The sequence below is a fragment of the Hymenobacter glacialis genome, assembly GCF_001816165.1.
GTDB classification, from domain to species: Bacteria; Bacteroidota; Bacteroidia; order Cytophagales; family Hymenobacteraceae; genus Hymenobacter; species Hymenobacter glacialis.
Genome location: NZ_MDZC01000046.1, coordinates 44,223 through 58,565 on the forward strand (window position 1 = coordinate 44,223; position 14,343 = coordinate 58,565).

Sequence of the window (14,343 nt, forward strand, 5' to 3'; positions counted from 1 at the left end):
TTTGTTTAGTCCAATCTTCCTTACATCATTTTATGCACGGTTCCATTATTACGTTGCTAAAGCGCTACGTGCAAACGCAATACGACCACAGTACCTGGGTGAAGCTCATGGAGTTATCCGGTCTCGATACCGTTGTTTTCGACCACAAAACAGTTTATCCCGACGAGCATATGTATGCTTTGGTAGGCCATGCGGCGGAGATGACAGGCATTCCGGCCGGCGAGCTTCACGAGAAATTTGGGGAGTACCTCGTACCCGACCTGATGTACATGTACCAAAAGATGGTGAAGCCCGAGTGGAAAACACTTGACATGATAGAGCACACTGAGCAAACCATGCACAAGCAGGTACGGCTCGAACATACCCAAAACATGCCTCCTGTGCTCAACGTTACCCGGCTGGGCGCCAATGAACTGGTCATAGACTACGTATCGCCGCGCCGTATGGGCGGGCTGGCCGTAGGCATTGTGCGCGGGTTGGCCACTTATTTCGATGAGAGCGACCTGATAGACGTGCAGCCCACTACATCCGAAGACGGGGAACGGGTGCGCATTCACGTGCGTCGCTCTTCGCTTTAAACTGTGAAGGCGGCTTTGTCAGTAATTCCAGACTTTGGCAACGGCTATTTTTTGGCTGTTTAAAGAAGGCTTGAACCACCCGAAACGCGCAAACCGAACAATTTACAGTGGTTTCGTCGTTACCTTATTTATGGCTATAAAACGTGCTTTCCTCGCTTACATGGGTATCTGCTTAGGCTCCCTGACAGCCTGTGGCCAAACCGAGCCGGGCAAAGCCGCTGGCCCAAGCCCTGGCTATACCCGGCTCCTGCAGACGTTGTACCGCAACACCGTTCCAACCGTAATGCCGGCTGCTTTGGCTAAAGAGCTGCGCCAGCCAGCAGACGTGCTGCTCCTCGATTCGCGTACGCCGGTGGAGTACAAGGTGAGCCACTTGCGCGGCGCCCGCTTCGTGCATTACGACTCGATTGCGACCGAAAAATTTGAAGGAGTCGACCGCAGTCGGCCCGTGGTGGTGTACTGCTCTGTGGGCTACCGCAGCGAGCGGCTGGGCGAAAGACTCCATGCCCTGGGGTTTAAGCAAGTACGCAACCTCTACGGCGGGTTGTTTGAATGGGTGAACGAGGGCTACCCGGTGTATAATGCGCAGGGCCCGACCAAAAACGTGCATCCGTATTCGTTGCTGTGGAGCCCCTGGCTGAAGCAGGGGAATAAGGTCTACAAGTAACCCTAGCCCGCGTTAAGCAGACGCTGGCAGCGCGGGACTTTGCTCCGGCTTGCCGCGAAAAACCTCCCAGCCCAGCATTACGAAGACCACCGTGTACTCCAGCGCCACCAAGCCCAGCTGCTCCTGGTACTGGCTGTTGGTGTACGCTGAGTAGGATAGTATGGCCACGCCGCCCCACACCAGCGGATACCGGAAGCGCGCGAACACACTCAGGGCAATGAGCTGGGTGAGGTACCACGGATGCACCGTGGTGGCGCACGCATAATAGACCGTGAGCATCAGCAGCAAGGTTTGAGGGAGGGCCGCTAGGGCGTGTCGGCGCTCGCGCCAGGCAATCAGCAGGCCCGTGAAGCCACTTGCCAGGGCCAGTGCCGGGCCAATGATGGCAATCTGGTTGTAGCCCGTAAGCCAATAGCCCACTGACCGGAGCAGGTAGTACAGGCTGGCGTTGAACTCGAAATTACGGAAGTACAACCGCAGGCTGCGGCTGATATTAACCGCCAGCTCTACGGACACGAAGGGACTAAAGAGCAGCGCCAGCGTGCCCAGGCTAAGGGCTGCGTAGACTGCGGCCATGCGCCACCCCAGCCGGCGCACCAGCAGCGGCAGCGCCAGCAGCGGCAGCAGCTTGGTGGCCACACCCAGTCCCAGGGCCACTGCCGAAGCCATCCGCCGGTGCCGGCTCAACAGCCACAGCGCCAGCAGCACAAAAAACACCATGACGCCTTCAAAATGCAGGTTGCCAGTGAGCTCTACTACCACCAGCGGGTGCAGTAGGTAGCGCAGGGCCCATTCTCGCGGCATGCCCCAGGCCGCCAGCAGTGCCAGGAGCAGGCCAGCCGCAGCGGCCTCAGCCGCCAGAATAAGTACGCGCAAGCCGTACACAAAGCCCGGTGTGGAAGTGGGAAACAGCCACGCGGCGGCCCCAAAAATGTATTGGCAAACCGGTGGGTACAGTGAGTAATAGTGCGGGGAGTTCAGCTGCTGGTACAGCTGCTGCAGCTCCGGCAGGGCCTGGCTGCGGGTGGCGGCATCGGGAATGGCAGTACGGGCCCCATCGGCGATGATTTCATCGGGGCGAAACCGGAATGGATTGGCGCCGTGGGCCACCAGCATGCCATCCCAGCGGAACCGGTAGACGTCGTCGGACAGCGCCGGCAGGGCCGGCAGCCACAGCAGCCGGAACACCAGCGCCGCCCCCACGCCCCAGCGCCAGCTCAGCCCGCTGCGCAGGAGCCACGCATAGGCCAGCAGGGCCCCCGCAAACAAGCCCGCCAGCTGCAGGAAATGGGTGCGCGGCGTGGCATAAGCCAGCACCAGATAGGCCCCAGCAGAAAGCAGCAGCGCCAGAACTTGCGAAACGGAAGGAAAAGTGACTCGCACAGAACGAATGAAAGCGGGGCACCCGGCCACGTGTGCCTACCAGTACCGGAATATGGTCCATAATATCTTGTAGCCGGCCCCCAGCGTACCCCGCACTGTGCCCGATACCTTGCTGGTGCCGATGCGCTTGCGGTAGCGCACGGGCACTTCCACGGTGCGCAGGCCCTGGCGGGCGGCTTTTACCTGCATCTCTACGGTCCAGCCATAGGTTTTGTCCTCCATGTGCAGGCTGAGCAGGGCAGGGGCCAGGATGGCCCGAAAAGGCCCCAAATCGGTGACGGTGCCGCCGTAGCGCAGGCGTAGCAGCCGCGACGCCAGCCAGTTGCCGAAGCGCTGCTGGGGCAGCAGCGACCCGCGCTCCCGCACCCCCAACGCCCGCGAGCCAATCACCATATCGGCGGTGCCGCTCAGCAGCGGTGCCAGCAGCTCGGGTAGTTGCTCGGGGTAGTCGGAATGGTCTCCATCGAGAAACACGACGATGTTGGGCTGCTGGGATTGGGGTTTGGCAAATGCGTAGGCCATGCCCGCCAGGCAGGCGTAGCCGTAGCCGGGGCGGGCCTCGTACAGCACCGTGGCGCCCGCCGCACGGGCAGCGGCGGCGGTACCGTCGGTCGAATTATTGTCGACTACAATAACTTCCGTGACGAGGCCGGCCGGGATTTCAGCCAACACCAGGCCAATTGCGCTGGCCTCGTTGTGGGCCGGGATGATGACGTTGATGCGGGGCTGGGGCATGAAAATGAAACGCGGAACCAAGCCGCAACTACTCAGGAAACCGGACAGCACACGCCTACCGCAGCACAAAGATGCCGCTACCTCCGTAAAGCAGCGCAGTGCCGCTATCTTGCGGCTGATATTCACGTGCCCTATTATGCTGCAAGTAGGCCAGCCAGCCCCCGATTTCTCGCTGAAAACCACCACCGGAACCACATTCCGCCTGCACGAGCTGCGCGGCCGCCACGTGGTGCTGTATTTCTACCCCAAGGACGATACCCCCGGCTGCACCACCCAGGCCTGCTCGTTCCGCGACCAGTACGAGGACTTCAAAGACCTGGGGGCCGAGGTGGTGGGCGTGAGCTCCGACAGCGAGCAGTCGCACCAGAAATTCACGGCCAAGCACAGCCTGCCGTTTGAGCTGCTGGCCGACGAAAACGGTGCGGTGCGTAAGCTCTACGAAGTGCCCCGCGCCATGCTCGGCCTGCTGCCCGGCCGCGTCACCTTCGTTATTGACAAAGAAGGCGTTATTCAGTATATTTTCAACTCGCTAACCGGTGCCACCGACCACGTGAGCAAAACCAAGGAGGTGCTGCGGGGATTGCCGGCTTAAGCCCGGTGGGCAGAATCTAGAACGAAATACACAACCGAGTAGAGTCGCAATGAGAAAATACCTAGCGCTAGCGGCCATCGTGTTGGGCATGCCTGCATGCGACCTTCTGGGCAACGAGTGCGGCCGGACCCGGCCCGCTACGTACTACGACGTGCAGGGAGTAGAGGCTGTTGTAACCCTTCAACCCATGGACCAGCCGTGGACGGTGGTGGCGCCCAATGGCACAGTGGCCAGCCGCGAGTTCCGCCTGCGCATTGGGCTGAAAGAACGGCACTATACCGTTGTTCCGGTCTCAGGATTTATCTCAGTTGCTTACGCTTGCTCCCCCGTGCCGGCCGGCAGTCTGGGCTCGGTCGAGCGCATGGACAGCCTGAGCATCACCAGCCTGTATAATTACGATGCCCAGCACCCGGCTGGCACCCCGCTCACCGATTTACTGGTGGTTGACGGGCGAACCCGGATTCCGGTGCCATCGCGTCAAAACCCGCTGGAGCCTTTCCGGTTCGCGGAAATCAGTTTGCTGAATCCTCCTGCTGCCACAGGGCCGCAACAGTTCCGGGTGTATTACCGCCAAACAAATGGAGAGACTTACATCGCAGAAACCGATTTAATTACCCTGGTGCGGTAAGCGGGCCCCGGTACCGAGCCGGTACGTGCAAGCGGGCACAGCCCGTAGCTTAGCTCAGTATCCGCAACGAATCGGCGTGAATGAGCTGCGAGCCCTGGTAGCGGCCTTCTTTTGGGCCATTTTCCAGGTTGAGCACGCCGCGGGGGCAGGCGGTGCTGCACATGCCGCAGCCCACGCAGGAGGCCCGGATGATGGGCTCGCCGCGCTGGGCATACTGCTGCACGTCGATGCCCATCTCGCACACGTTGGAGCAGTTGCCACACGAAATGCACTGGGCGCCGTTGGTGCTGATGCGGAAACGCGAGAAGTGCTTCTGGAGCAGGCCCAAGTAAGCGGCCATGGGGCAGCCAAACCGGCACCACACCCGGCTGCCCATCAACGGGTAGAAGCCCACCCCAATCACGCCCGAAAACACCGCGCCGATGGCGAAGCCGTACCACTGGGCGGCCACCGTGCCGGCCTCGCCAAGCAGGGTGTTGCCCGTGGCAAAATGCACCCACAGCAAGGCCGTGAGCACGATGATAATGCCGAGAATAGTATAAATCAACCGGACTTCCCAGCGCCAGGCGGTGCGGCTTTTGTCGGAGAGGTGGCGGTACGGGTCGCCGGCAGTTTCGGCCAGGCCACCGCAGCCGCACACCCAGGAGCAATACCAGCGCTTGCCAAAAAAGTAGGTGAGTACCGGGGTGGCTACCAACGACATCACCGCCCCCCAAAACACCATGAACACCCCCAGGCCGCCGTTTTGCACCAGCGACGTGACGGTGCCCGGAAACAGGTAGTCGTACTTGAGTGGCCAGAAGTATGAGAAGTAAAACTCCGGCTGCTGGAAAAACTGCAGCAGGCCGGGAATGATATAAGCAAACCCCAGCTGAAAAAACATCACCGACGCCGTGCGAACTACCTGGTAGCGGGAATGGCGGTATTTCCAGATGGCGCGGCCGCCCATGAGCAGGATGGCCAGCGTGTAAAACGTGCCGTAGAGAAACCACTGGTCGGCGGGCCGGGCGCGCAGCCACTGGCTAAAGCCGTCCAGGGCATGCACCAGGTTGTTGAGCGGCCCAAAGTTGCCCTGGCCGTCGTTGCCGCTGTACCAGTACAGCACCACGTAAAAACCGGTGAGCACCAGGCCCGTTACCCACGCCACTGCGCCGCGGCCGGTGCTGGCGCGCAGCCACAGATTGTTCTGCTGCACCCCGGCCGGGTGGCCGCCGTATTTCACCCAGCTCCAGGCCAGCGTGCCGCCGCTGACCAGGGCCAGCGCCGCGTAAAACCAGGTTTGCCGGCGGCCGAGTTCGCCGTCGGTAAGGGCGAGCACCAGGGCCAGCAGGCCGGCCGCCACAACGGCTAAGCTTAGCTTTTCGGCGGGGGAGGAAGAGGGAAGCGGGGGCGAGGCAAGGGTTGGCGACATGGGGGAAGCGGTGGGGAGCAGAGCAAATGAAAGCAGCAGGAGCCGCGTGGCTCACCGGTGCAAGCGCCGGTTTTCCGGAGCGGGCTTAGTGGTGGTGATGGTGTCCTTCGTTGGGCTTGCCAAACAGGTTTATGAGCGTGCCCACGGCGTAAAAAGCTGCCCAGCACACGTAAAGCCAGTTGAAGCCCGCGGGCATGGGTCGGCTCACAAAATAGAATAGTATCAGGTGGGCGCCGGCACTCATTAGCAAGCCCGTGAGAGCAATAAACTGGAAGCTGTTGAGGGCCGAAGGCCGGTATAGTTTGGAGTAGTCCACGGTAAGAAACAAGTTAAAGTATAAGATGAATTAGCTAGTGTAAATAAGCTACCAGCCAATGCCGTAGTCCTCGCCGTGATTGCTGGAGCCACCCCAGAGGCTGCCGTGCTTCCAGTCGAAGTAAATGGCGTTGATGGGCCCACTGGTGCGGTCTTCAAAGCTTAGGGTGTACCCCATCTTTTTCAGCTCATCGCGCACCTGCTCCGGGGTGGTTTTGTTGAGCAGAATGTGGCCGGGCTTGGGTTTGCGGTCGTCAATTTTGGTGCCGCCCAGTGAGAGCCACAGCTGGTTGGTGTTGAAGTTGGCGGCCTCGGAGGCCTGCTGCACGGTCATGCCAAACTCCACTACGTTCAGGAAAAACTGCAGCAGGTTCTGGTCCTGGGTGTCGCCGCCCTGCACGGCAAAGGACAGGAAGGGCTTGCCGTCTTTGAGCGCCATGGAGGGCGTCAGGGTCACGCGGGGCCGGCTGCCGGGCGCCACCACGTTGAAGGGATTAAGGGAGGGGTCCAGCACAAAGCTTTGCATGCGCTGGCTCATGCCCACGCCGGTGTTGCCCGCCACGCAGGCCGGCAGCCACCCGCCGCTGGGCGTGATGGACACCACCCAGCCTTCTTTGTCGGCTGCCTCCATGGTCGTGGTGCCCATCCACAGGCGCTCCTGGTACTCGGCGGCGGGGCTGGTGTTGCTGCCCAGGTCGTGGGTGGGGGCGAAATTGCGTTTGGTGGTGTCCATTTCGTAGCCCCGGCTTTTCAGCAGGTCCAGGTACGGGTTTTTCTTGCCCTCAAATGGATACGGGTCGCCGGGGCCAATGCGGGGGTCGTTTTTCTGGTACTGAATCAGGCGGGCCCGTTGCTTGGCGTAGGCCTTGCTGAGCAAGCCTTTCATGGGTTCTTCGGGGCCTGCGTGCGAATCGCCGTAGTAAAAATCCCGGTCTGCAAATGAGAGGTTCATGGCCTGGTACACCGTATGGATGTACTTGGTGCTGTTATAGCCCATAGCCTTCAAGTCAAAGTTTTCCAGAATGTTGAGTCCCTGCAGCATGGCGGGTCCCTGGGTCCATTGCTGCATTTTGTACACGTCCACTCCCTTGTAGTTCACCATCAAAGGCGATTCTTCCAGGGGTTTCCAACGGGCCAGGTCCTGCATCGTTATTAGCCCGCCTTGCTCAGTGGAACCGCGCACAAACTCCTTCGCAATGTCGCCGGTATAGAACCGGTCGTAGGCAGCCATGATGGCCTGCTTGCGGGTTTTGCCTTTTTTGAGGGCTGCTTTTTCGGCGTCCACCAGCTTGGTCAGCGTCTGCAACAGGTCTTTCTGCACGAATATTTCGCCGGCTTCGGGCGCTTCCCGCGTCTGGCCGGGGTGGGTCAAAAACAGCTTTTTGCTGTATGGCCACTGCTTTAGCAGGTCTTTGTTTTTCTCAATGCTGTTGGCCGTCTGGGCTTCTATGGGGTAGCCGGCGGCCATTTCCAGGGCCGGGGCCAGCACCTGCTCCAAACTCAGGGTGCCGTAGTTGGCCAGCATGTGCATGAGTCCGCCGGGCGTGCCGGGCGTGGTGGCGGCCAACGGGCCGTTCTGCGGAGGAAAGTTGTAGCCTTTGTTTTTGAAAAATTCGGGTGTTGCGCCGGTGGGGGCCACGCCCATGGCGTTGATGGCAATTACCTTTTTGGTCTTGGGGTTGTAAATGAGGGCCTGGGTTTCGCCGCCCCAGCTCAGCACGTCCCACATGGTGCAGGTGGCGGCCAGCATGGCGCAGGCCGCGTCCACGGCGTTGCCGCCTTTCTGAAATGTCATGGCCCCGGCCGTGGCCGCCAGGGGCTTGCCGGTTATGGCCATCCAGTGCTTGCCGTGCAGGGGCGGTTTCTGGGTCTGTTGGGCCACGGCGGGCAACGAGAACACCAGTTGGGCCAGGAAGATGTACAGAATTTTCATACCGGGAAAGCTTATGGGGTTGCGGATGAGGTGTTTAGAAAATCAATCGGGACAGAAGCTTGCACTTACGGGTGGCGGGCAGGCTACGTGGTGGCCTGCTTTGCAAAGCATTGGCAACCACAAGCAGCCGGATACAAGGCTGAGCCCCAACAGCTCACCGTCACCGGTTCATTGAAAACAACCCCTTGCGCCGCTTAAGTGCAATGGGCTGCGTGGGAAACTGGATATTGTAAGCGGCCACCATAGCCTTCTCGTGCTGCGTAAAGAATTCGGGGTCGAAATTGGCCCGGCCAAACTCGGCCATTACCGCGGCAATGGGTACCTGCTGTGCAATCCACTGCTCACATACGGCGTGGCGCAGGCGCAGGCCCATGGCGTTGAAGCCCAGCACGGCGTGCGGGGCCTCGGCGCGGTAGTACACCCGCAACGCTACCCGCGCCGATGGATGTTCCCAGTACAGACTTTCCACGCCCGCTTCGGCCTTGGCCGGGGCTTGGCCGTAGGTCTGGTATTCGAGGTTGAAGAACTTGGCCGAGTTGAACCAGATGCCGCGCCGGTAGGCAGTATCCTGCCCGCAAATGGTGTGAGCCACGGTTTCGCCCTGCATGCGGCCGGTGTACCAGAGCTGCTCCACCGGCACCTGTCCGGCGGCAGGCTGGCGGTGCTGGGCACAGTCGCCGGCGGCGTACACCTGCGGCGCGCTGGTGCGCAGGAACTCGTCGACCAGAACACCCCGGTCGGTTTCAATGCCAGACGGTTTGGCCAGCCCCAGGTTGGGCGCGACGCCAATGGCGAGGCCCACCCACTGGCAGGCAATTTCTTCGCCGGCGGTGGTCACCACGGCCCGCACCCGACCCTGGTCGTCGCCCAGAATCTCGCGCATCTCGGTGCCGTAGCGCACCAGCACGTGGTTTTCGGCAAACTGCCGGTCTACCAGGTTGCCTTCGGCAGGAGGCAGCACCGCCGACCAGTAGTAGGCTTCACGCACTAGCACCACGGGCTCTATGCCGCGGGTGTGCAGCATTTCGGCCAGCTCCACGCCAATGAGGCCGCCGCCCACCACCACGCCCCGGCTGATGCCGTGGGTGTCGCGGGTAATGGCGGCCAGGTCGTTCAGGTTATACAGCCCCTGCACGCCGGCCAGGTTCTCGCCGGGCCAGCCAAAGCGCTTGCTCTCGGAGCCGGTGGCCAGCAGCAGGTGGGTGTAGGGGAGGGTGGTGCCGTTGTCGAGCGTGACGTACCGGTCCGCGGTATCCAAGGCCGTGGCCGTGGCGTGCACCAATTCCAGACGGTTCTCGGTCCAGAACCAGTCCTCATACGGCTTGATGTCTTGCGGCCGCATGTGGCCCATGTACACGTACATGAGCGCCGTGCGCGAGTAGTGGTGCGTGCTTTCCGACGAGACGAGCGTAATTCTCGCTTCCGGACGCAGGCGGCGCACCGTGAGCGCACAGGTCACGCCCGTGATGCCGTTGCCAATGATAACCAGATGCATGACGATGGGCAGCAGGATGTAAGTGAGAAGCTAATAGCCAAATGTAGGCGGTGAGGCCGCAAATTTCACTGCCGGAACCCGGCTGGTTTGTGGCTCATTCACAGGATTGCTGGTATCTCAACACTGCCGCTTCGGTCTTGTTCAAAATCCCTAGACACATCCGCCCGGCTTTGTGAACGGGACTTAAAGTGCCATTCGCCGCCCCGATGCATGGTAGTTAGTGCCGCGCTTTTTCAAGATTTAAGGCAATAGCCTGATGCAAAATGTTGCGTCTGTTCAATACTGCTCTATCAGCAAAAAAATGTGGTAGCAGCAACGTACTAAAGGCCCGCTAATAGATAAGGTGACCAAGCTGCTAGCGCAGCTAAACCGGCCCAAAAGGTATATTATGCGCAAAAAGCCCCAGACTATTTTTGGGAATCAACCAGCCTTAAAACGGGAAAGCAGAACAATGGCGCACTTCTGAAATTCAGCATTATTCCCTAAACGGGAATGTTGTTGCTATCTGAATCCTGGAAGGGTGCAAGGCAGTAGTTTCAGCATTAACAACTGCTTCAACCCTCCCGCTATGAACAACCTTTTCTCTTCGATTAAGCGTTGGGCCACGTTTCTCACCTTGGTCCTGATTTGTGATTTGCCCGTGCCTGTGGCTGCGCAGCAAGCGCCAGCTACGGACGTTATTACTGCCAAAACCACCGCCTTCCTGCATAAATATGTGAACAAGGAAGGCAAGGTAAATTATGCAGGAATCAAGCGCAGCCCCGCGCAGCTGAACGAGTTGCAGCAGGCCATAGCCGCATTTGATGTGACCAAGGCTGAGATGGCCGACCAGTACGCCTTTTACCTCAATGCCTACAATGTGCTGGTAATAGGCGAAATCGTGGCGCATTACCCGTTGCAATCGGTGCAGGACATGCCCGGCTTCTTCAACAGAACCCAACTGGAGGTGGGCCGCGAGCAGCTCACCCTCGACCAGATAGAAAACGATAAGCTGCGCAATATCTACGCCGACCCGCGCCTCCACTTTGCGCTGGTGTGCGGCACCAACAGCTGCCCGCGCCTGAGCCGCACCGCTTACGTGGGCAAGAACCTATTCGTGCAACTCAACGACCAGGCGAAGTTTGTGCTGCTCGACCCCGCTTACGTGAAGGTAGACGAGGCCCGGCAGGAGGTGAAGCTGCCCGAAATTTTTAAGTGGTATGAAGCCGATTTCAGTACCGCCACCAAACCCGGCGTGATGTTCGTGAACCAGTTCCGCAAAGACGCCCGCGTGCCCACCTGGTACGCCGTAGACTACCAGCCTTACAACTGGGGCCTGAACGACCAGAAATAGCGCGGTTCTCAAGGGCGCTGCTGCCCAGCGGTATCGTAACTGAATGCAAGGGGATTCGTAAGCCTGAGAAGTAAAAAAGAACTTCCTCATCCACTTTTCCCCCACATATATGATACCCGATGATATTTCCGGCAACGGCACCGATACCGACGAAGGCGAGCACGCCCGCATAACGGAAAACAAGGATTTTGTTAAAAACGAAGAGCTCGAAAAGCAGAAAGAGTACAAGCAGGACCAGAGCAACAACAAATCGAGCAACGACCCCTCGGCGGCCCGCAACACCGGCGCCAACGGCTACACCGAGCGCAGCAACCAAAAAGACCAGCTCGAAAACCTGCACATCGGCGGGTCAGAACTTAGTCCCCAGGGCGGCAACGACCATACCGGCGCCGGCGAGCAGGCACAAGGCCCTGGCTTTGAGGTGGAGGGCAGCGTCGAGTTGGACCACAAGCTGCGCACCCGCGAGCAGCCCTTTGGCGCTCCTGCTCCTACCGGCCCGGCCACGCCCGCCGGCCCAAGCGAAAGCATCAGCGACAACTAAGCCCACCGGCAGCCGCCGAACGAGCTACAAGCCCACGAGCGGGGCCGGTGCGCAAGCGCCGGCCCCGCTTCTTATGTGGCAGCCACGCGGCCCTTATGCCGTTCTCCCCCGAAGCAGATGTTGCAAATTCACCCGTGGAGACATCAGTGGGGAATTGGATAGAACCAATGACGGGTACATAAAAATTATTTGACTAATATTGAGGATAATGTGCTAAAATGTTAACTTGCGTGTCGTATGCGGGCTGATGCGTTCAATCAGCTGTTAATTATGACTTGCGTTTAATGTCCTTTTAAATTTCATTTTGAAACTATGAATCAGGAAAATCTACCCAAATTGGAAGAGGAAGTATACAACCCCAACCTGGACGCCCAGGACGAGGAAGTAACCTCAGGCGGCAACAGTAAGCTGCTGTATATGCTGGCGGCATTGGTGCTGGCGCTGGTGGTGGGCTACGTGGCCCTGCCCAAGGGCGGCGGCGATGGTCTTGCTTCCGTGACGCCCTCATTTATGCTCGACGACGCCGCGGTGATGGCCACGGCCCCCACCGCGGCCGATAGCATCGCGGCTGGCTTAAAGCCCGTAGCGCCAGTGGCCCAGAGCGCAGTGACCGAAGACGTTAAAGCCGCTGCCAAAACAGAGGCAGTGGTTCGCTCCGTAGCGGCCGCCACGCCCGGGGCCGCGCCCACAAGTGAGGTAGCAGCAGCACCAGCGCCCGCCGCCGCCGAAGAAGAAGAAGCCCCGGCTCCGGCTGCCCCAGCCCCCGTTGTCGCGCCTGCCGCCCCCGCCTCCATAACGCTTTCGGGCCGCATTGAGGACGAGAACGGCCGCCCCATGGTGGGCGCTACCGTGTTGCTGCGCGGCAGCACCAAAGGCACCAGCACCGATGGCAACGGCAATTACACCCTGGAAGTACCCGGCGGCAACGACCGCACCCTTATCTACGGCTACGGTGGCTACGAAGACGAACTGGTTCGCGTCAACGGTTCCAAGCCCGTGAACGTAACCCTAACGCCCCGTGCCAAGGCGGGCCGGAAGCGCCGCTAATGGTGCCGCGCCGTGCGGGTAGCCTCAAACGCCTGCTCGTGTAATTGCCACCAAAAAAGGCTTCCCCGTACGGGGAGGCCTTTTTTGGTGCAGCTGGTACGTCCAGACTGATGCTACGTGTGGCTGCCGAACCGGCGGCCGAAGAGGAAATACACGGGTATGCCAAAGGCCGTAAGGGCCAGGCCGCGACGTGAGAATTCGGCTGTATCAGGAGCAAAGAGCAGGATGATGCAGAAGGCGGAAGCCAGCAGCACGTACAGGCCCGGCACCAGGGGATAGCCCCAGGCGCGGTAGGGGCGGGGTGCCTCGGGGCGCGTGCGGCGCAGCACAAAAATGCCGATGATGGTGACCACGTAAAACAGGATAACCGAGAACATGACGTAGTCGAGGAGCTGCCCGTACTTGCCGCTCAAACACAGCAGGCAGGCCCACAGGCACTGGGCCCACAGCGCCCGGCTGGGTACGCCCGCGCCGTTGAGGCGGGCCAGGCCGGGGAAAAACAGGCCGTCTTTGGCCATGGCGAAGTAGGCACGGGCGCCGCTCAGAATGATGCCGTTGTTGGCCCCGAAGGTGCTCAGCATGATGAGCACGGCCATGACGTAGGCGCCGGCCCGGCCGAGCACCGATTCGGCCACGGCGGTGGCTACACGGTCGTCGGTGGCGTACATAATGCCCCGGCCGGCCAGCGTGGTGGCATCGGGCGTGCCTTCCAGCGGCAGCACCAGTAAGTATACCACGTTGATGAGAATGTAGAGCACCGTGACAATGGCCGTGCCAATGGCCATGCTGCGAACCAGGGTACGCTCGGGGTTCTGAATTTCTTCGCCGGCAAAGCCGATGTTGTTCCACGAGTCGGAGGAGAACAGCGACCCGGTCATGGCCATGCCAATGGCCACCACCAGCGTGGTGCCGCTGATGGGCACCGTGGGCAGCGAGAGGCCCGGTGCCGCGTGCCGGCTAGCCGACCACAGGTCGGTGAAGTTGGCAGCAATGGCGTCGGAGTTGAGGCCCAGCGCCACGCCGAGGATTATGAGCAGGCCCAGCGCCACCAGCTTGGTACTGCCCAGCACGTTCTGAATGAGCTTGCCGGTGCGCACGCCCTGCGCGTTGAGGGCGGTGATGCCCACAATGAGGGCAATGGCCAGCATCTGCACCGTGCTAAACTCAAACGAGCCCACCGAAAACAGGATGTTGCTCACGCTGAAATACGGCAGCAGCACCCCCGTAAACTTGGCGAAGGCCACGGCCACGGCCGCAATCACGCCGGTCTGAATCACGAGGAAGAGCGTCCAGCCGTAGAGGAACGCGGTGAGGCGCCCGAAAGCCTCGCGCAGGTACACGTACTGGCCGCCCACTTTGGGAAACATGCTGGCCAGCTCGCCGTAGCTGATGGCGCCGGCCATGGTGATGACGCCCGTGAGCAGCCACACTACCAGCAGCCAGCCCGCCGAGCCCACCTTGCGGGAAATGTCGGCCGAGACGATGAAAATGCCCGAGCCAATCATGCTGCCCGTGACGAGCATGATGGCATCGAAGAGGGTGATGGCCCGTTGGAAATGGGGTTGTGAGGGTTGAGATTCGGTCATATAAAACAGAGATTTTTGTCAAAGAAAAGCAAAAGACCCGCTGTAGGAGGCAGGTCCGGGTTAGCGGAGCCGTGATTAGGTCGGATTTCGGTCGGCAAG

14 protein-coding genes are annotated in these 14,343 nt (G+C 60.3%); 7 read left to right on the forward strand and 7 right to left on the reverse strand.

Features of this window, described 5'->3' with window-relative positions; all coding sequences use genetic code 11:
* The first annotated feature begins 32 nt into the window (after positions 1 to 32).
* Together BEN48_RS04725 and BEN48_RS04730 are read left to right on the forward strand one after the other, a co-directional pair.
* Positions 33 to 578 carry a heme NO-binding domain-containing protein gene (locus BEN48_RS04725; RefSeq protein WP_070733411.1) on the forward strand — a complete coding sequence of 182 codons (546 nt, stop codon included), beginning with the start codon at positions 33 to 35 and terminating at the stop codon, positions 576 to 578.
* Between the two features lie 160 nt (positions 579 to 738).
* Positions 739 to 1,245, forward strand: coding sequence for a rhodanese-like domain-containing protein (locus BEN48_RS04730; RefSeq protein WP_241502179.1), 507 nt, complete (start codon positions 739 to 741; stop codon positions 1,243 to 1,245).
* 12 nt (positions 1,246 to 1,257) lie between these two features.
* Here BEN48_RS04730 and BEN48_RS04735 read toward each other — a convergent pair whose 3' ends face one another.
* Together BEN48_RS04735 and BEN48_RS04740 are read right to left on the reverse strand one after the other, a co-directional pair.
* Entirely contained in the window at positions 1,258 to 2,628 is a 1,371-nt protein-coding gene (locus tag BEN48_RS04735) for a glycosyltransferase 87 family protein (RefSeq protein ID WP_125932478.1), read from the reverse strand.
* A gap of 36 nt (positions 2,629 to 2,664) precedes the next feature.
* Entirely contained in the window at positions 2,665 to 3,363 is a 699-nt protein-coding gene (locus BEN48_RS04740) for a glycosyltransferase family 2 protein (RefSeq protein WP_070733416.1), read from the reverse strand.
* A 136-nt stretch (positions 3,364 to 3,499) separates the two neighbouring features.
* On the opposite strand from BEN48_RS04740, the gene BEN48_RS04745 reads away from it, so the two are divergent.
* Both BEN48_RS04745 and BEN48_RS04750 read left to right on the forward strand, forming a co-directional pair.
* Positions 3,500 to 3,955 (forward strand): peroxiredoxin, encoded by a 456-nt coding sequence (locus BEN48_RS04745; RefSeq protein ID WP_083320763.1) that lies wholly within the window; start codon positions 3,500 to 3,502, stop codon positions 3,953 to 3,955.
* Between the two features lie 49 nt (positions 3,956 to 4,004).
* On the forward strand, positions 4,005 to 4,583 hold the full coding sequence (locus tag BEN48_RS04750; RefSeq protein WP_125932479.1) for a hypothetical protein: 579 nt from the start codon (positions 4,005 to 4,007) through the stop codon (positions 4,581 to 4,583).
* 49 nt (positions 4,584 to 4,632) lie between these two features.
* On the opposite strand, the gene BEN48_RS04755 is transcribed toward BEN48_RS04750, so the two are convergent.
* From BEN48_RS04755 to BEN48_RS04770, 4 genes are all read right to left on the reverse strand, one after another.
* Positions 4,633 to 5,994: a 4Fe-4S binding protein gene (locus BEN48_RS04755; protein ID WP_070733421.1), complete on the reverse strand. Its 1,362-nt coding sequence runs from the start codon at positions 5,992 to 5,994 to the stop codon at positions 4,633 to 4,635.
* An 85-nt stretch (positions 5,995 to 6,079) separates the two neighbouring features.
* Positions 6,080 to 6,310: a hypothetical protein gene (locus BEN48_RS04760; RefSeq protein WP_070733627.1), complete on the reverse strand. Its 231-nt coding sequence runs from the start codon at positions 6,308 to 6,310 to the stop codon at positions 6,080 to 6,082.
* A 48-nt stretch (positions 6,311 to 6,358) separates the two neighbouring features.
* Positions 6,359 to 8,242, reverse strand: coding sequence for a gamma-glutamyltransferase family protein (locus BEN48_RS04765; protein ID WP_070733423.1), 1,884 nt, complete (start codon positions 8,240 to 8,242; stop codon positions 6,359 to 6,361).
* A 160-nt stretch (positions 8,243 to 8,402) separates the two neighbouring features.
* Positions 8,403 to 9,737 carry an NAD(P)/FAD-dependent oxidoreductase gene (locus BEN48_RS04770; protein ID WP_070733425.1) on the reverse strand — a complete coding sequence of 445 codons (1,335 nt, stop codon included), beginning with the start codon at positions 9,735 to 9,737 and terminating at the stop codon, positions 8,403 to 8,405.
* A 568-nt stretch (positions 9,738 to 10,305) separates the two neighbouring features.
* On the opposite strand from BEN48_RS04770, the gene BEN48_RS04775 reads away from it, so the two are divergent.
* The 3 genes from BEN48_RS04775 (at position 10,306) to BEN48_RS04785 (ending at position 12,658) form a co-directional block, all read left to right on the forward strand.
* Entirely contained in the window at positions 10,306 to 11,070 is a 765-nt protein-coding gene (locus tag BEN48_RS04775; RefSeq protein WP_070733427.1) for a DUF547 domain-containing protein, read from the forward strand.
* A gap of 109 nt (positions 11,071 to 11,179) precedes the next feature.
* Complete coding sequence (locus BEN48_RS04780) at positions 11,180 to 11,611, forward strand: hypothetical protein (protein WP_070733429.1); 432 nt, start codon at positions 11,180 to 11,182, stop codon at positions 11,609 to 11,611.
* 312 nt (positions 11,612 to 11,923) lie between these two features.
* On the forward strand, positions 11,924 to 12,658 hold the full coding sequence (locus BEN48_RS04785) for a carboxypeptidase-like regulatory domain-containing protein (protein ID WP_070733438.1): 735 nt from the start codon (positions 11,924 to 11,926) through the stop codon (positions 12,656 to 12,658).
* 113 nt (positions 12,659 to 12,771) lie between these two features.
* Here BEN48_RS04785 and BEN48_RS04790 read toward each other — a convergent pair whose 3' ends face one another.
* Positions 12,772 to 14,244, reverse strand: a complete 1,473-nt coding sequence (locus BEN48_RS04790) for an APC family permease (RefSeq protein ID WP_070733440.1) — start codon at positions 14,242 to 14,244, stop codon at positions 12,772 to 12,774.
* Positions 14,245 to 14,343 lie beyond the last annotated feature (99 nt).